The sequence below is a fragment of the Neobacillus niacini genome, assembly GCF_023715785.1.
GTDB classification, from domain to species: Bacteria; Bacillota; Bacilli; order Bacillales; family Cytobacillaceae; genus Neobacillus; species Neobacillus niacini_E.
The window spans coordinates 504,541-528,679 of sequence record NZ_JAMBOX010000001.1; the positions used below are offsets into that span (position 1 = coordinate 504,541).

Annotated in this window: 18 protein-coding genes; 5 read left to right on the plus strand and 13 right to left on the minus strand. The window is 43.6% G+C overall.

The genetic code is table 11. The annotated features are described in order from the left end of the window. Nucleotides 1–35: 35 nt before the first annotated feature. Nucleotides 36–2,165, minus strand: a complete 2,130-nt coding sequence (locus M3234_RS02420; protein ID WP_262303150.1) for a helix-turn-helix domain-containing protein — start codon at nt 2,163–2,165, stop codon at nt 36–38. A gap of 594 nt (nt 2,166–2,759) precedes the next feature. Between M3234_RS02420 and M3234_RS02425 the strand changes: the two genes are divergently transcribed. Then, the gene (locus M3234_RS02425) at nt 2,760–4,055 is read left to right on the plus strand and encodes a hypothetical protein (RefSeq protein ID WP_262303151.1); all 1,296 of its coding nucleotides are present in this window, start codon (nt 2,760–2,762) and stop codon (nt 4,053–4,055) included. A gap of 471 nt (nt 4,056–4,526) precedes the next feature. Beyond that, entirely contained in the window at nt 4,527–6,833 is a 2,307-nt protein-coding gene (locus M3234_RS02430) for a beta-N-acetylglucosaminidase domain-containing protein (protein WP_262303152.1), read from the plus strand. 221 nt (nt 6,834–7,054) lie between these two features. On the opposite strand, the gene M3234_RS02435 is transcribed toward M3234_RS02430, so the two are convergent. The 7 genes from M3234_RS02435 to M3234_RS02465 all read right to left on the minus strand — a co-directional run bounded on the left by M3234_RS02435 (nt 7,055) and on the right by M3234_RS02465 (nt 14,366). Next, on the minus strand, nt 7,055–7,549 hold the full coding sequence (locus M3234_RS02435) for an acyl-CoA thioesterase (RefSeq protein ID WP_262303153.1): 495 nt from the start codon (nt 7,547–7,549) through the stop codon (nt 7,055–7,057). A 38-nt stretch (nt 7,550–7,587) separates the two neighbouring features. Then, nucleotides 7,588–8,514: an alpha/beta hydrolase gene (locus tag M3234_RS02440; RefSeq protein ID WP_262303154.1), complete on the minus strand. Its 927-nt coding sequence runs from the start codon at nt 8,512–8,514 to the stop codon at nt 7,588–7,590. A 118-nt stretch (nt 8,515–8,632) separates the two neighbouring features. Then, the gene (locus M3234_RS02445; protein WP_262303155.1) at nt 8,633–8,935 is read right to left on the minus strand and encodes a muconolactone Delta-isomerase family protein; all 303 of its coding nucleotides are present in this window, start codon (nt 8,933–8,935) and stop codon (nt 8,633–8,635) included. Nucleotides 8,936–8,949: 14 nt separating this feature from the next. Then, nucleotides 8,950–10,152 carry an acetyl-CoA C-acetyltransferase gene (locus tag M3234_RS02450; RefSeq protein ID WP_262303156.1) on the minus strand — a complete coding sequence of 401 codons (1,203 nt, stop codon included), beginning with the start codon at nt 10,150–10,152 and terminating at the stop codon, nt 8,950–8,952. Between the two features lie 30 nt (nt 10,153–10,182). Beyond that, entirely contained in the window at nt 10,183–11,889 is a 1,707-nt protein-coding gene (locus M3234_RS02455) for a class I adenylate-forming enzyme family protein (protein WP_262303157.1), read from the minus strand. Nucleotides 11,890–11,940: 51 nt separating this feature from the next. Beyond that, on the minus strand, nt 11,941–13,359 hold the full coding sequence (locus tag M3234_RS02460; RefSeq protein ID WP_262303158.1) for a carotenoid oxygenase family protein: 1,419 nt from the start codon (nt 13,357–13,359) through the stop codon (nt 11,941–11,943). Beyond that, nucleotides 13,356–14,366: an NAD(P)H-dependent flavin oxidoreductase gene (locus tag M3234_RS02465; protein ID WP_262303159.1), complete on the minus strand. Its 1,011-nt coding sequence runs from the start codon at nt 14,364–14,366 to the stop codon at nt 13,356–13,358. Before M3234_RS02465 ends, M3234_RS02460 begins: the two co-directional genes overlap by 4 nt. 202 nt (nt 14,367–14,568) lie before the next feature. Here M3234_RS02465 and M3234_RS02470 point away from each other — a divergent pair, with 202 nt between their 5' ends. Continuing rightward, nucleotides 14,569–15,903 (plus strand): sigma-54 interaction domain-containing protein, encoded by a 1,335-nt coding sequence (locus tag M3234_RS02470; protein ID WP_262303160.1) that lies wholly within the window; start codon nt 14,569–14,571, stop codon nt 15,901–15,903. Between the two features lie 131 nt (nt 15,904–16,034). After that, the gene (locus tag M3234_RS02475; RefSeq protein ID WP_262303161.1) at nt 16,035–17,267 is read left to right on the plus strand and encodes an acetyl-CoA acetyltransferase; all 1,233 of its coding nucleotides are present in this window, start codon (nt 16,035–16,037) and stop codon (nt 17,265–17,267) included. A 559-nt stretch (nt 17,268–17,826) separates the two neighbouring features. Here M3234_RS02475 and M3234_RS02480 read toward each other — a convergent pair. Genes M3234_RS02480 through M3234_RS02495 form a run of 4 tightly spaced genes read right to left on the minus strand, consistent with a single transcriptional unit; the run spans nt 17,827 to nt 22,456 of the window. After that, nucleotides 17,827–19,383: a PDDEXK-like family protein gene (locus M3234_RS02480; RefSeq protein ID WP_262303162.1), complete on the minus strand. Its 1,557-nt coding sequence runs from the start codon at nt 19,381–19,383 to the stop codon at nt 17,827–17,829. A gap of 3 nt (nt 19,384–19,386) precedes the next feature. Continuing rightward, entirely contained in the window at nt 19,387–20,337 is a 951-nt protein-coding gene (locus tag M3234_RS02485) for an ADP-ribosylglycohydrolase family protein (RefSeq protein ID WP_262303163.1), read from the minus strand. A 13-nt stretch (nt 20,338–20,350) separates the two neighbouring features. Next, the gene (locus tag M3234_RS02490) at nt 20,351–21,757 is read right to left on the minus strand and encodes an SIR2 family NAD-dependent protein deacylase (RefSeq protein WP_262303164.1); all 1,407 of its coding nucleotides are present in this window, start codon (nt 21,755–21,757) and stop codon (nt 20,351–20,353) included. A 45-nt stretch (nt 21,758–21,802) separates the two neighbouring features. Then, nucleotides 21,803–22,456, minus strand: coding sequence for a hypothetical protein (locus tag M3234_RS02495; protein ID WP_262303165.1), 654 nt, complete (start codon nt 22,454–22,456; stop codon nt 21,803–21,805). A 225-nt stretch (nt 22,457–22,681) separates the two neighbouring features. On the opposite strand from M3234_RS02495, the gene M3234_RS02500 reads away from it, so the two are divergent. Beyond that, nucleotides 22,682–22,897, plus strand: a complete 216-nt coding sequence (locus M3234_RS02500; protein ID WP_262303166.1) for a hypothetical protein — start codon at nt 22,682–22,684, stop codon at nt 22,895–22,897. Here the strand turns inward: M3234_RS02500 and M3234_RS02505 are convergent. After that, complete coding sequence (locus M3234_RS02505) at nt 22,894–24,108, minus strand: helix-turn-helix transcriptional regulator (protein WP_262303167.1); 1,215 nt, start codon at nt 24,106–24,108, stop codon at nt 22,894–22,896. The genes M3234_RS02500 and M3234_RS02505 overlap by 4 nt on opposite strands. Nucleotides 24,109–24,139: the final 31 nt, after the last annotated feature.

Below are 24,139 nucleotides of genomic sequence, written 5' to 3' on the forward strand. Positions count from 1 at the left end.
ATGTTTTCTAAAATGAAATATCAATTATTGATATTTTAGAACGATCCTCTGACACCATCGCCTTGTTTCTCTCTTAGTAATGAAAACAATTTTCTCCTCACGACATCTATATGCTTTTTCAATCGTTGACTTGCGATTGGAAGCACTTCTAGAGGTGTAAGATGCGCATATTCCACCGATATGAGATGGTCCAAAAGTTGAACTTCTTCTACAGACCAATTTTCTTGAGCTGACTTAATTTGTTTAAATTCCTCTTTATATTGCTTTGGCGCTTTATTATACCAATAGGATTGGCAAGCAGTGGCTGAGATTCCAATTTTCTTAGAGACTTCATCCAGTGTTTCCATTAACCCCCGTCCTTCTCGCGTCCCCTCCAGTATTGATGAAATAAGGATTCTTGCCTTGTCTTCCGTCCAATGATAAGTATGTGGATCATTAGGTTTCTTCGTTTTCTTTATTTCACTTTTTTTAACCAACTGTTCCTTATTTTGCATTTTGAGCTTCTCCCGTCTAGAAGCTTCTTCCTTTATTTTGGCGACATCATGCCTGCATTTGTAGGACCACTTCATATACCATCGGTTTTTGCACTGTTTTCCGTCCATGCCAATTTCCTTGATTCCATCGCGAAAGATTTCATCAAATTTCTTCCCTTGCATTAACCCGTCAAGCACATGCTTTACCAAAATTTGATCCATCGTATCAGTCCAACCATTATGCTTGGAAGATTCTTTTTCTGAGACCTCTTTTTTCTTTTTATAGGAAGCCACAGCCTTTTGTTGAGACTGTAAATAGTTTTCTAAATCCTGCTTGCGGACCATCCAACTATTATTTCTTTTTTGTGCTTTTAACTCCCCAGTCCGGATCAAATGTTTGATTGTCCGAATGGTCGGAGCGATGCCCCTTCCGTTTTTGGAATGATTTTTAATAAATTCACTTACTTCTTGCAAAGTAAGCTCTTCGGCGGTTGATTTCTGTTTACTCTTTGCAGGTGTCACTTTTGGAGGTGGAGCAACAGCAGGTTTTGTCTCCAGTTCTGCCTCTTCCTGAACCTCTGTTGCCTCAAGGTAATCCAATAGATTTTGTTTCGATACGACCCAAATATCCCTGATCCGCTGCGCCTTGAGAACCCCCTGGTTGATGAGAATCTCAAGAAGTTCTACAGAAATCTCACCATCCTTAATATCCTGAATAATCTTAACGGCATCCTCTAATTCAAATAGAGTACCTTCATCAAACTCATCAAGCAGACCTTTATTGCCTGCAGCACCTGATTCGGTCCCTCTTTGCTGCTTAGCAACTAATTGAGCAAGATCTCTTCGGAGTTTTACACTGCCCCTTAAGTGATAAATATAGGAGGATAGCAGTTTTTGTTCCATGGATGGTTCCTCGAAATGCGACCCATACCGGTGATACTGCAGCCAGTGATAAAACAGTTCGGTGGCTTCAAAAATATACAATTTGTTTAATGGACCATATGGCAGGTGGACATAAGTTTTCCATTCCTCCGCCGCTAGTATTCTATAAATGATTTGATAGGGATTGCCCTCACCTAGCTTTATGGCCATTTTTAGTTCAGGGGCAACTAGCAATGCCTTTGAATGGTCATAAGCGGGCTGCTTCTCTCCCTTTCCGTTGAGCCAATTCCGGCCGCACCAGGCAAGATAACCAGGCACCGAATCCTCCTGTTTTTTGAGAAATCGTTCATACTCCACTCTCTCCTGTGTACGCTCACGAGGAATGGGTACAATCGGATAATCCTCCACCCTCACACGAAGTAATCCTTCATTTAAGAGGATAACGAGGAGCTCCCAAGAATCGTCCTTATGCTCAGGCGTATCAGAACCCGGACCATAAAATAACGTCTCCAGATACTCCTCCGACCAATGAAAGCACCCTTCATTGATGACTTTGGAATAAAATTGTTCCTTTTGCTCCACCTCATACTCTTTCGTCAGTCGGTATTCTTCCGTTTGCCTAAATTCATATTCAAATTTAATCCGGGAAGCAGCATCCCCGCTCTTCACCACACAAAACGCATTGCCCTTCTGTAAATTTTGATAGATGAACGTTCCGCCCAATTGCTTAACCTTTTCACGAAATCCTTTATACTCTTTATCCGTCATATCATCTATTAAATGATAGGTACTATTTAAAGACCCTTTCAAAAAAAACACCCCTAACACATTCAGACCGTTAAATAAAAGATTATTAGTCAAATATTACTGTTCCATAAATATTTTAACTTATTATTACCTATTATTTAATAGATTGAGTTCCAATCCTATGAACTAGGCAGCAGCGGAATTGTCTTTGATATGAAGTGTCTGGGTTATCAAATGGCGGTCATGTCGCGTTTAGAACAAAAAGTGACAAAAACGTCTTTGGTGTTTGAAATAAGTGGAGTACTCTTTTTTTTAGTCAGATTGGGAGCCTATTAAAGAGTGCACCGGATTATATTTAATAATATGCAGGGGGCATTCCCCCGACTCTTGTCTAAAATGATAAAGGATAATGAGACTAGCACCCTCTTAAAGTATCCAGATGCCCTCCTGCTTTTATTAACTCCAAAAAGCATGCAGTATCTGTATCACCCACTTTTAACAAGTAAGTAACCTTTTCGCTAATACTTTATGAATAGGAAATTATACCCTTCATCTCTTTTTGAGGCACGAAAAGTAAATCTCGATCCCTCCCTCTATGGAGATGGCCCGAAATGGTATAATAGTACAAAATAACCACTAAACAGTGAGGTATGATAAATGAAGAAGTTGCGAATTCCTAATTGGGTCGTTTTTACTATCGTTGGTTCCATCATTTCCGTTGCCATTAGTTATGAAATCTACCATTTTAAAAGCACGACAAGTTTAGTAGAGTTTACCATCACGGTAGTGGGCCTCGTTGTTTCCTTTACAGCCTTCATTATTGCTATGAAAACCTATTTGTCCATTGATAGCGTCAATGTGCTAACTCAAATGGAAGGGAATGTGCTAGAAAACGAAAATTATGTCACCCCGTTTACCTATTTATTAAGGCAGTATGATATGGAAGATTCAAAAAGTGCCAGTGAAAAAGTGTACGAGCAATTAACAGAGCGGTTTGGAAGAAATTCAAAAACAGCGATTGAATTTGCTGCCAATTTACAATACTTTATCGATATCATCGTTTTCCTACCCTACCTATTTAACCAACGGGATGAAAATCGCAATGAAAATATTCAAAAAATGACCAAGCTGTTGGACTTAATTGATAAAAAAAGGGATGCACTTCTATCGATTAGTACAGGGAATTTACTTTTAATCGAGGAAACCGTCAAACTAATTAAGTCGATTGTTGACTATCAAAAACTGGAGCTGGCTGATACTTTCAACATCCTGGATGTACGGGGAACTTTGTTAAAAAACTCTGTTACGCAAACGGTCTATTTTAATTATTTGGGGTTATTTTACTACCAAAGAGCTAATTCCATTCTTCGGAAAAAGTTTGGGTTGGAGCAGACCGACTTCTTTTCCATAGACGGAATTAATCAGGTAAAGCAAAAGCTTGATTTATTATCAAGCGAAGAAAAGGAATTATTTACGATGTATCTAAAGGAAGCCAAGGATTCTTTCAAAAAAGCAATGGAGCATAAGCATACTGACATGATGTGGGAAGGCTTTATCAAGTATAATGATGCCCGATCCACTTATTTATTGAAGCTTATATTAAAGAATGAAGAGATTGATTGGCTGTCGAATATGAATGAGGGCCTAATAGCCCGGAATCGATTGACGATCCTCGCCAAGGATATCCTGGCAAAAAAGGATTCGACCTATTTGCTAGAGGCGTTCACGTTCGAAAAATGTTTGGCCGGATTGGTTAAAATGAATCTCTTGATTGCAGAGGGCAAAGACATCACTGATAACTTTAATCAAATTAAGTACGAGGCCCCTTATTATAAAGGGATCCTGGAAGACCCTCTATTAAAAGAACCATACTCAGGCATATTTAACAAAGTCAATTCTTATCAAGAGGCAATCATCAACCATGTGACCTCAATTACTAGAGAAACAGCCTAGTCTAAAGGCATTGACATTTTGCAAAAAAAAGCACAGCTAGCAAGTTTGAGCTAGCTGTGCTTTTCTGTGACAGACGGACTTTTGGTTTATCTCTCATGCCAGCGGAACCCTCCCCATAGTCTGTACCCTTCCCCCTTTGGTCCCGCCACCAAAATAGGCCCTCCTACCCTTTAAAATGCTTACATAAATCCCTATAATATTCTGTAAATAATGCTTTGCGCATGTTACTGATTCGATCAGGCAGGGCGGCACGTGTGAGAAGGAAAGCCTTTTCATAATGTTCCCCCTGTCTTTTTGTTGTTGTCCCAGTTTTCACGAATCCCCACACTCCGCTTGAACAAGCTTTATGCTTTTTCAAAATACCTCACCTAGAACCTTCACCCACGGAAAATGACTGAAAGGAGGCGTAAATAACAATCCTATCTTATCGACTTCTATTGCAATGAAAAATTAAAGAAAGAGGTGGTATCCATGGCAAAAAAATTGTCTAAGGCTGTCCTGTCCGTATGTCTAGCAGCAGGATTGGCCGCTCCCTTCGATTTTCAAAAAGCTAGTGCAGAGGAAACTGGAGTAAACTACAATCCTACCGTTTCCCCGATTCCGAAATACATGAAAACAACTGCACACGGCTTCCCTTTAAATCCAAAGGCAGCCTTGGTAACTGAGAAGGACACCGACCCTTCGGCCATCGCTGAGGTCAAGGAAACGTTAAGAAAATCCGGCGTCACCAAGATTGTCGAGAGCGACATCACGAACCCATCACTGCAGGCACCGATCATTATTTGGCTGGGCGAATTTTCCAATGAGGCAGAAATCAAAACCATCACCGAGAAAACCGGCATCAAAGACCTCACCCTAAACAATAAAGAAGGCTATCTCATCACCTCCAAGCAAGGAACCGAAGCCAAAAAGCACATTGTGATTTCCGGAAAAGATGATGCAGGCACGTATTACGGCACTCAGACCTTTCGGCAACTGATTATGGAAAGGCCTGGCACCGATTGGATTCCGGAGGTTGAAATCAAAGACTGGCCAACGATGCCGATTAGGGGCGCAATCGAAGGCTTTTACGGCGAGCCTTGGTCACACGAGGACCGCCTCAGCCAATTGGAGTTTTACGGGGAACATAAAATGAACAGCTATATTTATGCCCCGAAGGATGACCCGTACCACCGGGACAAATGGCGCGAGCCTTATCCGCAGGGAAAAATAGCTGAGATTGCTGAGTTGGTGAAAACGGCCCATGATCATCACGTCACCTTTACGTTCGCCATATCACCGGGGAATACGATTACTTACTCCAGCGATAAGGACCTGCAGGCGTTAATCGACAAGGCCCAAGCGATGTGGGATGTCGGAGTTCGCTCCTTCGCCCTGTACCTTGATGATATCGACCCTAGTCTCCGCTCACCGGAAGACCGGGCAAAGTTTGGCAGCGATGCCAACCCGCCTGCCGCCGCCCAGGCTTACCTATTGAACCGGTTTAATGATGAATTTATTAAAAAGCATGAAGGGGCCGAGCGGTTAATTACCGTGCCGACCGATTACTACCAAGCGGGCACCACCCCTTACCGGACACGATTCTCCGCCCTTGTCCAACCCGACATTGTCGTGCAATGGACAGGGATTGGCGTTGTCGCACCAACGATCACAACTGAAGATGCCGACCGGATTCACGGCATTTTCAAGCATGACCTGTTAATCTGGGACAATTACCCCGTTAACGACTTTGACCGTAACCGCTTGTTCCTTGCGCCATTAACAGGAAGGGATGCCGGCCTGACACCGGAGCATGGTGTCATCGGGTTAACCGCCAATCCGATGAACGAGGCAGAGGCATCGAAGATTCCGTTATTTACAGTTGCAGACTATACCTGGAACCCAGAAGCATATAATCCAAATGATTCTATGGTTCGAGGGTTGAAGGAATTCGCGGGTGCAGAGGCTTTTGAACCATTAAAGTCGTTTGTCGACGCGTCCTATTCCACAAGTCTCAATGGCAACAAAGAACCGTATTCGGAAAAATTAACCCCGTTGATCAAGGAGTTTTGGACAGCAGCTGACAGCAATACTGGACTGGAAGTGGCCTCCGCTACCCTTTTACATGAATTTCAGCAGCTGAAAAACACCCCGGCTGAGCTTCAAAAGTCTATCAACAATCAGAACTTCTTGAAGGAAGTGGACGGCTATCTAAAGAAGATGGAACGGTACGGGGCAGCAGGAGAGACGGCAGTTAATATGGTTTTGGCAGAAAAGAAAGGAGATGAAGCAGCAGCATCTGCGCTGAGAGCAAGCCTGAAAGCGAACTTGAATGAGCTGAATCAGCTCCCGCAAAAATTAAGCCTTGGTGTTCTCGGTGCCTTCTTCGACCGGGCGCTCAACGGCATGAATTTAGCGGAAGGAAAAACTGCTACCGCTTCTTCTTCTGAGGTAGACTGGCTCACACCAGACTTGGCGGTCGACGGAAATAACAATACCCGATGGGCTTCGCTTTACACGGACAATCAATGGCTGAGCGTCGACCTTGGGCAGAATTATACGATTAATAAAGTGGTGTTAAACTGGGAAGCGGCCTATGGAAAGCAGTATAAAATTCAAGTTTCACAGGACGGCAGCCAATGGACCGATGTCTATACCGAGCTAAATAGCAATGGCGGTACCGACGAAATCGACTTCCCAGCTACACAAGCCCGTCACGTCCGCATGCAAGGAATCAAACGCGCCACCAGCTGGGGCTACTCTCTGTACGAAATGAAAGTATTTAACGTGCATCAGTAAAAGGGAACTAGGGACGGTTCTTTTGCTTCCGCGAGAACCGTCCCCTGCTTCACCTATCACACGCTTAATAAAATTCAAAGAGATTCCGGAAGGTATAAGGATCACTGCTTTTTGCATCAAAACTTGGAATAAAGTTTTTGAAACCATTAGGTCACCACTCCTATCGGCATTGAAATCATCTATTAATGATTAAAAAAGAGCCATGCTGCTTAGCAAGACTCTCATACTTTATCTATTTTAACTTTAGCTGAGTGGGGGTCTGACCCCCGAATTGAGATTTCTCTTTTTTCTATTTCTTTACGAATAGGTTCTGGGATAATTGTGCTTTTCTTTGCGGTCTTGTCCATCATTACCAATGCTCCGCGTCCTGTGGCAACTAATCTATGCTCGCGGGAAGATTGGATGTAATATTCCAAATCCATGGACTTCTGACTAAGCTTGGCTACTCGTACCCCGACTACCAGAGTATTTGGAAAAAATGCTTCTCCATGAAAATGACACACTAGGTCCGCCGTTACGGCTCCTATATTTTCTTGATAGAAGCCTAGACACTCTAAGAATTCTGCCCTTGCCTGTTCAAAATACACAAAATAACTCGTATTATTAACATGACCCGACAGGTCCGTTTCACTGATTCGCACCTTTATTTCTGTTTTAAACTTAAAGAGCTTCAGCCATTCATCCAAACTGGGCTCAATATACGAGGCTCTAGCCATATTCCCCCTCCTACTCAAAGAAGCGTGAATTTCTACTATTAAATCGGAATTGGTGATTCCTTTAAATGCCTGGCAAACCAGTGCGCAGCTGCCCCGCTGGCTTCCGAAAACGTCTCTCCGTTATAGACATCAAAATGGCCGCCTCGAAGCTTTACGATTGCTTTTGGTTTTTTCGCTCTTGTTTCGAAGGCTTCAATGGCCATATCCGGCGGGGTTATTTTATCATCCATGGCCACAATCATCAGCAATGGCGTTGGGGAAATCAAGTCAATTAAGCCGGCGGGATTATACTCCAGATATTTTTCCATAGACTGCAAGGTAATTTTGTTCTCCCAATTTGGAGCTGCCGCTTCTTTCGTGCCCATAAACCATTTGTAGCATTCAGGATGCGGTTGTGCTGCTGGCGTTCCATCATTTGAGACAACTTGAATGTATTGTTGTACACCAGTTTGATAACGGGATTCGCGGTCTTGAATTAAGTTCCCAATAAGTCCCTTCATTTTTTCCGGGCCATTTTTCCGCTCGGCACTGCGCCAGCCGTTAATGGTCGGTACTTGGGAAACAACCGCTTTCACTCTCTTATCAATGGCGGCAATATGCAGGACGTGTCCTCCACTGTAGGATGTTCCCCAAATGCCGATTTTCTCTTTATCGATTTCCTTCACCGCAGATACCCAGCTAATGGCATTTCGATAATCCTCAATTTGCTGATGAGGGTCCAAATGCTGCCGATGATCCCCTTCACTCTCGCCAAAATTACGATAATCAAACACAAAAACTGCCAATCCTGCTTCACAAAACACTTCCGCATAACGGTCCAAATAGGCCTCTTTTACTAAACTAAAGCCATGCGCCATAATAACCGCTGGTACTGGATGCGAGGCGGATGCATGGCTGGGAAGATAAAGCCAGCCCTTGCACAAAAAACCTTCGCTAGCGAAAGCAATATTTTTCCTTTCCTTCATATCAAATCCTCCTATGTGGTGATTTCAAAGGACAAAGAGGTGGCATCATTCCGCATAGACATTTACATGCCTTGTTTATTCTATCGATGTCAAAACCGTCCCTCTGGTCCTTCCCTGCCTATTTCCAACGGTTGCCGACATCAATGGCAAAGTCCTCATAGGGGCGGATGGGGAGCATTTCTTCAATTTCTATATACTCGGACAGTGGCAGTCCAGCCATGAAGGTTCGATCCAATTCGTCATGAGAGGAGGCATCATAAATGAGAACAACCTTTCTTTGTCCAGATATCTTATAAGCCCCGACGATTTTCTTTCGCTCAATCGCTTTCAAACAAAGTTTTGCTTCTGCCTCCCATTTTTCCCATAACTCATCCATGGAAAGATCTTTTTGAATCACTGTAGCCTTGATTAGAAATAACAAATAAAACGCCCCCTTTAAACTACTCTTTCAATAATCAGTGCCGTGCCAACTCCGGCGGCTCCGCTTATGGCGACAAGTCCACGCCTCTGATTGCGTCTTTCCAATTCGTCCAGCAACGTACAAATGAGCATGCCTCCTGTTGCCCCAAGTGCATGTCCCATAGCAATTACTCCTCCGTTTGGGTTCAGCTGATCCCTCTCAAGGCCAAAATCACGTTGGAATTTGATTACCGTCGCCGCAAAGGCTTCATTAAACTCAAACAAATCAATATCCTCGATTGTTAACCCGGCTTTTTTCAGAACCGCTTCTGCTGCCTTTTGTCCTCCGCCTAATAAGAAGGGGTGATCCGCCACGTTTGTAGAAGCTACGATTCTGGCTCGCGGTGTCAGCCCCAGCCTTTTTCCTTTTTCCTTCGAACCGATGAGAATCAGGGAGGCTCCGTCCGCTAAGGTAGGAGAATTCCCGGCATGATGGAGATGGGAGATTTCCTCGACATGCTGGAATTCCAGTTTGATTTGGCTCTTCATGCCTCTTACATGTTTTTCGGAAAAAGAGGGCTTTAAAGCAGCTAATTTCTCCATGGTGGTATCTGGACGAATGAGCTCATCCTTGTCTAATAATTCTTTAGAATCGTGATCATAAACAGGGATTAATGAACGATCGAAAAAACCCTGCTGATAGGCATGTTCTGCCCGTTCATGCGATTCGAACGCATATTGGTCTAGGTCCTCGCGTGTAAATCCCGACAAAGATGCCATAAGATCAGCCGCTAGCCCCATATGGATAAAATTTGTTTTTGTCGCAACCTCGGGGTCAGAAAACCACGAAGCTTCATCAGAAAACATCGGCACTCTTGAGGAAGACTCCACACCTCCGGCAATAACCAGCTCATCCATTCCTGCCTTCACCTTGGCAGCAGCAATCAAAACCGCATCCAACCCAGATGCACAATATCGATTGACCGTCATCCCGGGAATGGTATTCGGCAGTCCAGCAAACAAAGCTGCCACCTTGGCAATATTGCCCCCTTGTTCGCGAATTTGGGTCACACATCCCAAAACAATATCGTTCACTTCCTTCAAACTCAACTCATTCCTGGCCTCCAGCGCATGGAACAGCTGCGACACATAGTGGACAGGGGCCATTTCGCGCAATGATCCATTATTCTTCGTTGCTCCGCGGGGTGTCCGAATCGCATCATAAATATATGCCTCCATCTTTTCCTCTCCCTCCTTTTTCACAAACCGTCATTCAGGAACGAGTTCGCCCTTCACCAGCTCACGGAGCTGATTCTTCATGATTTTCCCGACTGGATTTCTCGGCAGCTCCTTTAAGACTAGTAATCGTTCCGGTAATTTATAGGAAGCAATTTGCTTCTCCCGTAAAAAGGTCACGAGCTCCTCCAGTTTGATGTCGGCAGATTCCTTCGCCACGATACAAACACATACATTCTCTCCCATAATCGGATCCGGATAGGAAACAACCGCTACATCTGCGACTAGTGGATGGCCTTGGAGCAATCCTTCCAGCTCCTCAGGCGAAATCTTCAGCCCGCCGCGGTTAATCACATCCTTTACCCTGCCAACCACTCGATAATATTGATTTTGATCCCCGGTAATTTCAAAGAGATCTCCCGTACAAAAGAACCCGTCTTGATCGAATGCGACATGATTGAGTTCTTCTCCTTTCCAGTATCCGGAAAAGACACTGGCTCCTCTAATTCGCAACTCACCAGGATGATGAGATTCTGTAATTTCCTCTCCTGTCTCCGTATCCATGAGCTTGCTTTCTATTCTTTCGGAAATTCGATTGTCCCAACTGATCCCTTTCACGCCAAATCTCGGAAAATATTTCGCACGTCGATCCGGCTCGGGAATATCCGTTGGACTGCTTAAAAAGGCTGCCCCTTCGTTGGAGCCGAAGTAATTGATAATATCCACCCCATGCTTTTCCTTCCAGCCGGATATCATCCATGCGGTCAAAGGTGCAGAGCCGGTCCCTACGACTCGTAAGGAAGAGATGTTCTTGCCGTTTAGGAAGGCTTCATTTTTTAGCATCATATTTAACAGCGCCGGTGGGATTAGGGTGTAGGTAATGTTCTCGTGCTCCACCTGCTGTAAAAACGATGGTAAATCGAATGGGTGATGCAGCACGAGTTTTCCACCTGATAACAACCATGGAATCAGCATGCCGCCGATTCCGGCCATATTCACCATCGGAAAGGTTAACAAAATGTGGTCCTCGCCGGTCAACTGGGCAGCATCCACCGTCGCATAAGCGCTGATAAACCATTCATTATGACTTCTTGGTACACCCTTTGGTTTTCCCTCTGTTCCAGATGTCCAGCAAATCGTAAATATATCATCCGCCGTGACCGCAATTGTTTCACGGTAAGCTTTCAATCTCGTAAACTCTGATTTACTTTCGTCCCGCAGCGGAACCGTGCCACTAGAAACCTGATCCCCATATACAAACACATGTTGAACCGACGGGATTTGTTCTTTAATCTTGACATGCATGGAGGCATATTCGCGGTTATTTATTTTATCCATCGTTATAACCGCTTTTGCTCCTAACAATTCCAGCTGCCGGGAGCATTCGTATTCGCGGAATTGAATTGGAAAAGGACTTGAGATTGCCCCTACTCGCAAAACGGCCAAATATGTGATGACCAGTTCTACAATATTCGGCAATTGAATCGCCACAATATCATCCTTGCCAATGCCATTTTCAAGAAGGATTTCTGCTACCGTGTTCACTCTTTGCTCCAACTCTTTATAGGTCAGGCGCAGCGTCGAACCGCCGCATAGTGCCGGACGGTTAATCGGATCGACAACCGCAGTTTTGTCCGGACATTGTTCCACAAGCTGAAGAAAATAATCCTCGATGGTCGCAGTTCCCCACCAGCCTTTTTCCACATATTCCTTTATTCGCGCCTCTGATGATGGAATCATAAATTTACCATCCTCCTATTTTTCATTTTGTTCCTGGGGGCTTATCCCAGGTTACGCAAAAAGCTTGTTACCGTTGATCCAGGTGGCATGGAATCCCATTGGAATTTTCTGCGGGATTTCAAGTCTGGCAATTGGGCCCAGTTCAAACTGCGCCGCATCCATGATAATGAGTTCCGATTTATCCTCTCGCTCATCATAAACATACGTTACAAAATAACCATCATCCTCGTTTTTGGCATTAGGTTTTGGTGCATAGGCTCCCTCATTGCCATAACGCCCTTCTCCAAACATATATTTAAGTGATTTCCCCGTCCACGTATCATATTTGACAACCCCGTTAAACTTCATTGTTTCACTGGAATCGATATGAACATTGTAAGAAAAGCGCGATTTCTGCCCAATATAATCAAGATTGATCACCGGAAACTCCGTGTTCATATCACATAACTCGCCCTCTTTCACTTGCCCTGTTTTCAAATTAAAACGCCAGTAATGGAGCTGTGCATCGAGACGTAGAAAGGCTAGCATTCTCTCAATTGGCCCCCCCTCCTTTGAACTAGGAGGCATAGGCTCTTTGACCCGGCATCCCGTTAATACAATCTCCTCTCCCTCTTCCCATGCATTAATCACATGGTAAATATAGCAAGGACTTGCTTCAAACCAGCGAATCGTATCAGCTCCGCCATAGCGTGGGATAATCCCGAAGCGGCTTGGCAGATCTCGGAAAAATTTAACACTGTATCTTCCTAATTTTGCTGATTCAGGGTCGTTAAATAACGGCAGATCCATCAAAATGGAATAATTTTTCGTAATGGCCATATCATGCGGCAGCCGAGGTCCCGGAAGCTCAATCGGGGCAAAATGCGTCAACTCACCTGCCGCAGAAGCCACGCCATACATCATGTACGGGTACACATTTCCATAGTCAAAAAAGATGAATTCCCCCGTTGCTTCATCCACTTTCGAATGGGCGGAAATATTGCACGTCAGTTTCCCGCCAAAATCTTCTACTCCAATAGTCTCCAACGTCCTGGCATCGACTTTATAAGGCTGGCCTGACCGATACCAAAGAGTCAGCAAATTATTGTTGTGAAAGACCACATCCGTATTGGAGGTATTTTTTTCTTTTTCGAAAAATGGGTTTTGTTTTTTATTTTCCATTAACCCTGCCCAGATTGCTTTTCCTTCGATGGCTTCATGCTGGAAAGCCTTGGTCTGGATATAACGGTTGCGATAGCTGACTTTTCCATTTTCAAAATACACCGCATGAAGCATCCCATCACCATCAAACCAATGATAACGGCCCTTCGGCTCATGCTTGGGATTAGGGCCATTTCGCACGTAAGCCCCATAAATATCCACTGGTACCTTTCCCTCTATGACTTTCAGCTCATCCACATAAATTTCATCTTTAATGGGGCTATACAGGCTATCGGTATTATATGGATTTCGATACGTTGTCTCGATCATAGTTTCAATTCCTCCCTTTCTCCGCTTTCCGCTTGCAGCCATTCATTTGGTTGAAGAATATCTGAATAGGCCTTCCTGTATTCCTGTTTGAGCTCTTCAATGATTTCTCCTGCCGGTTGTATATTTCCAATCGTACCCACGCCATGCCCGGCTGACCAGATATCTCTCCAAGCTTTTGTATCTCCATGCGGATTGTCAAAGTTAATTTCTTTTTTAGCAGATAAATTGTTTACATCAATTCCAGCTCTTTCAATACTTGGCCGGAGCATATTCGCATATACACCGGTGAAGGCATTGGTCTGGATTAAGTCCTCATGCGTGGCGTCAACGAGCATCTCCTTATATTCTGGGTTCGCCATGCTCTCGCTGGCAGCAATAAACTTAGTCCCCATGTACACGAGATCGGCTCCTAATGCCTGGGCCGCCACTATGCTTTTTCCTGTAGAAATGCCTCCTGCCAGCACAATCAGTCCATCCCAAAATTCCCGAACGGCATCGACAAATGCAAAGCCAGTCACAGATCCGGTATGGCCTCCTGCCCCAGCACTTACCAAAACCAACCCATCAACCCCCGCTTGGGCTGCTTTTTTGGCGTATTTGACGGAATTTACATCCGCAAACACAAGCCCCCCGTAGGAATGAACGGTTTCAATCACTGGGATTGGGCTCCCTAATGCAGTGATGACGATTGGCGGTTTAAATTTTTTAAGTAACGCAAGCTCTTCCTGCAGGCGCTTATAACTTCGATGGGCAACGATATTGGCTGCCCAAGGGGCCACCTTTTTATTTGGATTCCTTTCTTTGTACGCCTTTAATTCCGTTGTCAGACGGTTCATCCATTCCTCCAGAATTTCGATAGTACGAGCGTTCGGTGCAGGGAAAGAACCAATCACACCATTTTTACAACAACTTAAGACAAGCTCCGGTCCTGATACAAGAAACATCGGGGCGGCAATAACCGGCAATGCCGTGGTTTCAGTTAACCACTTGGGCAACCTTTGACTCATATACAACGACTCCTTTTCTCAAGATTAGCCATTTTCTGAAATGGTTCTTGCAAGTTATTAATGCAAGTACCGTGCCAATAGTAATAATTCGCCGAATAATTAAATTATTTTGAATTTATAAAGGGAATTCACAGACAATTGATGAATATTATAATCAATCGATGAATTTATTCATCAATTTCGATGTAAGGAGGGTTTCAGTATGCTCAATTTATACAAGCAGGTGTTTGATTCTACCTTTGACGGCTTATGTATCATCGATGCCAACGGATATGGCATCGCCATCAATAAGGCTGCTTGCAGAATTTGTTCCTTTTCAGAGTCGGAATTTGTAGGGGGAAATGTAAAAGAGGCAGTAAAAAATGGCATTATCAGCACGTCTATTTCTCAAACCGTGCTGAAGGCCAAAAAGCCGATTACACAAGTAGTTAATATAAGAGGAACGGATGTGTTAATTACTGGAAGCCCGATTAAAAATGAAAAAAATCATATTACGCATGTGGTGTTAAATATTCGCGATATTGGAGAATTAAACAACCTTAAGATCGACCAATTACTCTCCATCGCACTGAAAAGAAAGCATCATTTTAGCGATAGCATGAAGGTTCATGAAGAGTTCCAGATTGATGAAGAGGTCATTGCTAAGAGCCCTTCCTTCCGCCGTATTCTTTCCATCTGCGCTAAAATCGCACGTGTCGATACAACTGTACTCATTTATGGTGAATCGGGGACCGGCAAAGAGGTGGTGTTAAATTCCATTCACAGGCTCAGCAACCGCTCCAACAAGCCGCTAATCAAGGTGAATTGCGCGGCCATTCCCCACAATCTGCTGGAATCTGAGCTTTTTGGCTACGAAAAGGGAGCCTTTACAGGGGCGGACAGCCGTGGGAAACCTGGGTTATTTGAACAGGCAGACGGTGGAACCATCTTTCTTGATGAAATTGGCGATATGCCACTCGATTTGCAGGTCAAGCTCCTGAGGGTGCTGCAAGATTTTGAGATTACCAGAATCGGCGGAAGAAAAAGCATTAAAATCAATGTCAGAGTGGTATCGGCCACCAATAAAAACCTAGAACGGCTTGTGGCAGATGGCCAATTCAGACAAGATTTATTTTATCGCTTAAATATCGTACCAATCCATATTCCGCCATTGCGGGAAAGAATCGAAGATATTGCACCCCTGGCCTACCATTTCCTGCAAAAGACCAATAAAAAATATGGATTAACCAAGAGATTTGCCGATGGGACGCTCCATTTATTTGAAGAACACAAATGGCCGGGCAATATTCGCGAGATGGAAAATTTAATTGAGCGGTTAGTCGTGACCATCGATCACGAAGAAATTCAATGGGCCGATCTTCCATTCGTTCACCCGTCTGAAGGCACTCCGCTTCAACGGCCCTTGAAAAAAATTCTGCAAGAATTGGAGAAAAAAATCATCATGGAAAAATTAGAAGAATTCAAAACAACCCGTAAGACAGCTGAAGTCCTAGGCATTAGCCAATCCGCACTGGTCAAGAAGCTGAAACGGTTATAACTTAGTGGCCACCTTGTGTTCAAGAATATCTACGCACGGGAGACGGGAGACGGACCGCTTCATAAATTTTTGGCATAAAAATTGCATCTCTTATTTGCAGGAACTATTTTTTTATAAGGGGGCAGTAAAGCATGAACACGTCGAAGGTTTATGTACTAGGCGGATATCAAACCGATTTTTCAAAAAATTGGGCGCGAGAAGGAAAGGACATCTTTGATCTATTAAAGTCCAGTGTCGAGGGGGCACTGCAGACGACAAACATTGATCCAAGTGAAGTGGACGTTTGCCATATAGGGAATTTTATCGGTGAGCTTGGGAGTAACCAAGGGCAGCTGGGCGGATTATTTGCGTCCATTCACCCCGCTTTCTCCGGTGTTCCGGCAAGCCGGCACGAGGCAGCTTGTGCATCAGGCAGTATTGCCATCCTGGCAGCAGCAGCCGAAATTGAAGCTGGCCGTTATAATTTAGCGTGTGTAACAGGAGTAGAATTGCTGCGAAATGTATCGGGTGAACAGGCAGCCAATAACTTAGGGGTCGCCTGTTGGACAGGGCGGGAGGCACAGGACGCCACCTATCCTTGGCCTTATTTATTTGACCAGTTAATCAATGTGTATGACGAGCGTTACGGCATTCGTTACGAACACCTGGCTGAAATTGCAAAAATAAATTATGCCAATGCAAAGCGAAACCCAAATGCCCAAACACGAAACTGGCAATTCAATGAATATAGTTTTCTTGAAAATGATGAACATAACCATGTGATTGAAGGCCGTGTCCGCCGCCAAGATTGCGGCCAGGTCACCGATGGCGGGGCCACCATCTTTCTCGCTTCCGAGAATTATGCAAAGATGTATGCCGAGCGCCATCAGCTGGCATTAGAAAACATCCCGGTCATTAAAGGCTGGGGCCATAAAACAGCACCCATGCTGCTCGAAGATAAGATAAGGGAAAGTGCCCAGAATCGATATGTGTTTCCACATGTCCGTAAGGCCATCGAGGACATGTTTGCCAGAGCAGGGCTGAGCGGCGTCAATGACATCGACGCAATTGAAACACATGACTGCTTTTCTATTACCGAATATATGGCCATCGACCATTTCGGTATAACCGAACCCGGTGAAAACTGGAAAGCGATCGAATCAGGGGACATTGCCTTGGGCGGACGAATCCCCATCAATCCAAGCGGGGGCTTAATCGGATTAGGGCACCCAGTCGGTGCAACAGGAATACGTATGGTGCTTGATGCCTACAAACAGGTCACCGGCATAGCGGAAAACTACCAAGTAAAAGATGCAACAAATGTTGCCACCTTAAACATCGGCGGGAGCTCAACAACCACAGTTTGTTTTGTGATCGGCAGATAAAAGCGGGATTTCACGTTCCCTATTCCGCCTAAAATTTTGTCATCCAACCAAACGTATGTCTAGTTTATGCCCGAACATTACTCCCATCTGGATTTATACAAGATCTGGCAGAGGAATGTCAAAATAATCCATCATTGAGTAACCAGTAATACTTAAAACAAGCGGAAGTTTTCCGGTTAAACTGCTGAATAGAGCTCGGTTCAGGGTATATAAGCGGATTTTTTCCGATTAAGCAAAGCAAAATTACCTTTTTTCACGTTTTTCGAGTCAATAGTCGGAATCTTTCCGTCTATTTAGGCTATTTTCTGTGCCAATCCCTAATTAAGAGAAATTTCTCCGCTTATTTATCAAACTCGCTTTAGCGCCTCATGAACTTGTACAATTTACAGGTGCTTTAATGAAAAAAAGAAAATTTTAAAAAGGCTTAAAGATATCTCTAAGCCTTTTTGACTGTGAATTTATGTGATTAGCTATTTGATTCGGTCTGTGATTGCCGTTTTGTACCTCACAAGTAAACCCGTTAGAAACATGGGCACGGTTCCCGTTCTTCTCCCCCAGGTTACTCCCAAAAATCCTTAATCGCCTGTATAATGATTTCTTGGTCATTTCGTAACATCCCATATAACTCATTCATTTTCTGAAGGATTTCTTCAGTATTCTTCCAATCTTTCACAGGAAGTTGTTTCCTAATAATCTGTCCTACATCCGTATCATTAGGATTGAACTCGGTATTTTCCCTAAAAAATTCAACAAACTTTTTCCGTTGCTCTAAATGTACATCTTTAAAGCGGCCAACTTCAAACTTAAGGGAGATCGAATTATTTTGCCGGTCAAAGATTAGCGGGCACGGGTAATCAGAATACCAATTTTCTAAGGTTAGACCGTTAAAGTTTTGTATAAGTTGATATTCTTTTGGATAGCAGAAAGCTCCTTTGGCAACATCGTGCCGGTCTTCCCGGTAAGTTAATTCAGGGTGCTGATCAATAAATTGATAAAATGTCCTTTTAAAATAATCCACATCTCCATGCTGTTTGATATATTTGGAAATATCCTTATATTTTCGAATTAAGTCATAGAGCTGTTTGTTTTCCAAATACTGTAAATTCATTTCTCCTTCCTTGCATGTAACAATATAATTAACTTCCCTGCTATACTCTCGATATAGCTCTTCACACACCTCTTTATGGTCCGACTCCTTTACCGTCAACTCTCTTAAATTGCAGAGATAGTCATTGATAAAACTATATACTTTATCACTCATCTGTTCCTTTTTTAGTGGAAGAAGATTGCTCAATAACTGATATAAAGATAGATACCTATACTCAAAATAATAGTTTTCAGATGGCTGCTCATCTTTTAAAGTTAGATAAATGGGCAGGATGTCATACCCTGGATATTTTTGAACAATCGTATCGTAATATATTTTTAGCTGATTTACCCCTTCTGTTGAGTATATTTTATTTTCAATGAAAACCACCATTTTATGAAGGTGTGAAACCATCACTAAGTCAATATATTTCTTATTGCTCCCCTGATATGATTCAATAGTATATTCTCTTTCTACTTCTAAATCATGAAAACTATTGAGGAAAATACTTGTTTCAGTGACGTTGAACAAGCCTCTCCGTTGTATATTTTTATCCAGATTTAAAACTTCTAACACCATTTTTTTAAAAAGAAAATCCCCCAAATGATGGTTTTCTTCAGGACTCAGCAGCCAGCCAAGCACATTGGAATGCCGAATCTCATAATGTTTGACTCCCAAGACCTTAAAAGGGTTAAACTCATTAACCGAAGCCATAAGCTTTTCTAATCGGTAATTATTAATCACAAACCCCGTAATCATTCTTAAATCATCAATTACCAAATTTATTACCCCACTCTCTACTAATCTCAAATTTATTCCAAGATCACTTTTTAATATCGTTAAGCACTGCAAGAATTTACCTAACAGCTTCTGGTAGACAGTGCGCCAGGCTTCTCTGGTTTTCCGTTGCTTCGCAGCGACTAATTCATCCTCTACTATTTCAACTAAAGACTTTTGCTTCCTGAACCCGCCAGTTACCCATTCCCCGCTCCAGCCACAGTCACATGGAAATGTCTTTTTTATTAACATGGGCTACTCTCTCCCTGTCTCTCCCGGCCCATTAAGCGATAACTCATAAAGTCCGTTTGCAAAGTCCTCAATCAGCTCCAGCTGGACAATTTTTTCTCTCCAGCCTGTTGGAATCGAGGAGATCCCATAATGGGCTCCTGCCAATTGACCGTAAATCGCTCCAGTCGTATCAGAGTCCTCCCCCAAATTAACGACTTTTAGTAGGCCCTCTTTAAAATCATCCGTCAGATAAAAGGCCCAGAGTGCAGCCTCCAATGAACGTACGACATAACCGCTGCCAGTAATGACAGGTGGCTGTCGGTGCTTGAAGGACCCTTCTGCCACTTCTTTAATGTTGGGACTTAATGGCCTTCCGGTTTTATTTTCAATCAATTCTCCAAATGTGCGAGATAAAAGTTCGTCTTTTTCCATTCCATTTGCCGCGCTAGCAATCAACGCACCAAAGTAAAGGCAAGCATCTACCGCTTCCTCTGCTTGATGAGTGGTTTTTGAACTTTCCCCCGAATAATAGATGGCTTGCTCCATATTGTCTGACCAAAGCAAAGGAACAGGCGCTAACCGCATGATCGACCCATTGCCCGCACTATAAGGATCCTCTGAACCGCTGTAGGGCTCCCCTGTCTTCAAAAATCTGGATAATGCATCCCTCGTTGCATTCCCAATATCAAAGCATCGACCAATACTGCTCAGATAACCATCCTCATACCAGCGAACATACCGCTGCATTTGGTCCTCCGGATGAAACCCCTTGCCTGCAATTAAGCTATCGGCAAGGCATAATGCCATCGAAGTGTCATCCGTCCATTCACCCGGTTTTAAACGAAAGGGGCCGCCGCCATTCATATCAGTTACAGGCGCAAAGGTGCCGGGCGGGCTGAATTCCACAGCAGCGCCAACACAATCTCCTACAGCCAACCCGACAAGACTTCCTAAAAATCGGTCTCTTTTATTCATCTTGATCCCTCCATTAATTGTCCAGAAATTCTAACTCATCGTCCTTTTCGTCGACTTTAAATTCGTTTTCTACATGCCTGCAAATCCCAGAAATATTTCCTTTCAGCACTAAATCAAAACGCTCCTCACTACTTACATCAGCGTTCAGGTAAACCAACCTTGAACCTTCCTTTTTGCTTTCCAGCAATTGATTAAATGGGGTCACCTGTAAGGACGTGCCGGCAACAATGATGAGGTCGGCCTTGCGGATAGCGGAATTCGCTCTGTCCATACTCTTTACGGGGTCGCCAAAAAAGACAACATCCGGTCTGAGAATCCCGCCACACTCACATCGCGGAGCCTCCCCTTCTCTTAATACACGGACAAGGGGGTAGGATTTCCCGCATGAAGGACAATAGCACTCGCGGATATTCCCATGAAATTCGACCACATCGCTACTCCCCGCTTTTTGATGCAAGCCATCCACATTTTGGGTAACGATGGTTACTTCCTTATCCAACTGCTCCAACCACCTGAAAAATCGGTGCCCCTGATTGGGCTCAATTCCCTCAATCGCCGCTAACAGGCTTTCGTGATTTTTAAAAGGCATGATTGGATTTAAGGTTTCTACTAATAGTTCATACATTCTTGCCCAGAACCGGACCGGATTGGCTTGAAATGCCATTTCATTGAGATCTTCTAATATGGAAGGGTCCTTTTTCCACATTCCGACAGCGGCCGTGCGGTAATCCGGTATTCCGCTCATCGTACTAATACCGGCACCAGTCAGGACTGTGATTACTTTCGCCTGTTCAATAAATTGTTCGAATTGGCTAACCGAAGATTCGTCTATTTCACTATCTATCCGAATCTCTGATACAACATCTCTCGCCAGGCTTCTAACGGCATATGTTAATCCTTTTTTCAATTCGATCTTGGCTTGTTCCGACAATGGGGCAAAAGGGGTTCCGTCTGGATGGTAGGCTGGGATTTTCCAAAATTGACTGTCTAATGAGGGCAATTCATTGATGGTGTCCAGCAAGCGGGTTGAAACGCTACCGGATTGACTTTTTGAGGCTATGGCATTCGTCGCTCCATTTTGAAAAATAAGGTTCCAGGCTTCATGGTAGGATACTCCTTTGATTCCTTGTGTACGTGCATCTTTAATATAGTATCCGATTCCGCCCAATAGATTTCGGTAGCCTGGTGCGTCGATGACTCCTAAAATCTCATAGGAATTTTCCGAACTAGAGGCTACCCCAGCCACCCGCTGCCAGCCAGGTGTTGCTTGTTTTTCTTCCATGTATTCACATAAGATAAACTCGCCATATCGATTTTGATGCTTCATATCGATAATCTTGTATTTTCCTTCAAATCGCGAAACGATATCTCCTTCTCTTTTGTAAAAATCTTCCTTCACCCATAATACTTTTCTTGGCATTTCATCACGCTCCTTTAGAAAAATCTTCCCCCTCAAAAAGGGGGATTAGCTTGCTTCTTCTATGTACCAGCCCAATGCTGACTTTTGAAAGTCTGTTAGCGTATGACTTAAATTATTGTCCTTCAAATAACGGTCTGTACATGACCTTAATTCATACTGAATGTCTTCAAATCTCCGACCTGATGTTTGAATTCCGACCGATTGAGCCTTTTGGATCAGCGCAGGAAAGTACGCGATGGTGGTGAACAAATCATTAAATAACATCAGCTCGAATCGGCTGGAATATAACCTTGGTCTAGGACTAAAACGATTTGGAGATTTGTGCACATAATACTGTAAGCTGTTCCGTTTAATTTGCCTTAATGTATTATCAGTCCGCTCTTTATGCACAAGAGAAAACAAATTCCTTAACCGTTTCTGACCTCCCACTGTTCTCACTATACTTGTCAGATTATCCTCAATCCCAGGCAACGGAATCGCCATTGGTGCGGCAAATGCATCTGGACCCTCACCAAATAAATAGTCGTGGACAAAACCAATGTTGCAATTTTCATCCTCGAGCGGCAGTTCCGCTATTTTTTGTTTTATAGAGTCCATCGTTGCTACTGCTTTATTTTCCAATTCTATTAATTTAGGTTCCTTTTGTAATTTTTGCGTATAAACCTGATAGGCTTTTTCAATCACTTCATAGTTATACATAATCATCCTCCATCTAAAGTCATGTTGTAGGTAATTTTTACTAAATATATTTATATATTACCATAAACTAGCAACCTATTTAGCGAAGTCTTTCCTCATTTTTCCACATCCTCAACGAAATCCCCCCTTGAAAACTTTATATAAAAATTATACTTACACCCAACGACCAAATAGGTCGTTCCAATTTTTTAAGATGAACTTAGTAAAAATAAGGAGGAATGTTTCATGAGTTGTTGGGGGAAAAATCAACGAGTATGCGCAAGCTGCAGATATTGGTGTGGAAGCCGAGAAATCGACTTCAGCGCCAGTCATTTTCAGGCGTTAGACTCAAAAGGTCTGTGCCAAGGACCTTCTGGCAGTTTTCGTGGAGTAGAAATGGGGGAAGGCTCCTCCTGCCCGGCTTGGGAGCCATTCCGTGATGATTCAACCACTCGCTATTAAGCAAGTGGTTGACGCTTCGCGTATAGTTCATACATCTTCGCTATCTTCTCGCTCACTCTTTGGCGCAATTCCTGAGGCGCCAGCACTTCCACATGCTCCGCCTGCTGCAGGATCCAAAACATGATTCCGTCATAGCCATTGACTTCAACCTCGACGTCCACCCAGCCTTCTCGTGACGGAGATGGCTGATGAACGAGCGGAAAGGCCCGATACAAATATTCCAGGATTCCCTCTGCCACCCTAAGTTTTACAGTTTGAGGGGGCCCAGAAAACATCTGGAAAGATCGGTTAACTTGCCCCCCCACCTCTATATGCGGTTCCTCCAGCCGGAACCGCTGCGGGGTCACTTCCAAATCCTTGATTCGGTCAAACCTCCAGGAAACAGGATCACTGTACGGAGCATCCTTTTTCTTTGCCAGCAAATAAAAGAGGCCATTATGAAACGACAAACTGTAAGGAATGACTTCCCGGTGTTGTGATGTACCATGTTTTTCATAATGGAACGACAAGATCCGCTTGCGTAGAATCGCGTCATATACTGTTCTTATATAAGTCAGGCTTTCGTCCGTTGCAATGGGTTTATAATGAAAATGATAGCTGTGAAGAAACCGGCGGACCTGTCTCTGTTCCTCTTTAGATAGGAATGGAAGAAGCTTTTCTTCTATTGATTTGACTTCTTCTTTATTCAACCCCCTGGCAGCATATAAAATCAGCATAACGGCCAAAATCTCTGCTTTCGTTAATGCTTCCCCCTCCAACGAGGAAAGTCGGTACACTTGATCAGCAGCGTCATAATCAACGGTTTGATCACTACTCGCAAAAAAGGTTCGCAGCTTTCTTATATCCCTGCCGATTTGTTCGTCTCCGATACGAAATTCCCTTGCTGCTTTTGATTTTACAATGTCTTCCCCCTGTAGAAGCCGTTTGTATAAAGAAAGCATCCGATGCTGGGGGTGGATTTTTCGATTTCTGGCCTCGATAATCTTTTCGGTAAAACCAGGCTCAACATAGGTGGTTTCATAGGTGGTCCATTTATAGCTTTCTAATAGTTTGACAGCACCCTCCCATTCCATTTCTTCGTCTGATTTTTCCAAGAGCGAGCCATCAATGCGGTCATAAAGCTCAACCCAAAACACATCAGGGTCTGGGACACCTTTTAACACAAGTCTTTCATTTTCATTTTGTAATCTAATAACAGAAACAGCCTTCATCACGTCACCTCATTTATTTTAATCGGAGGAA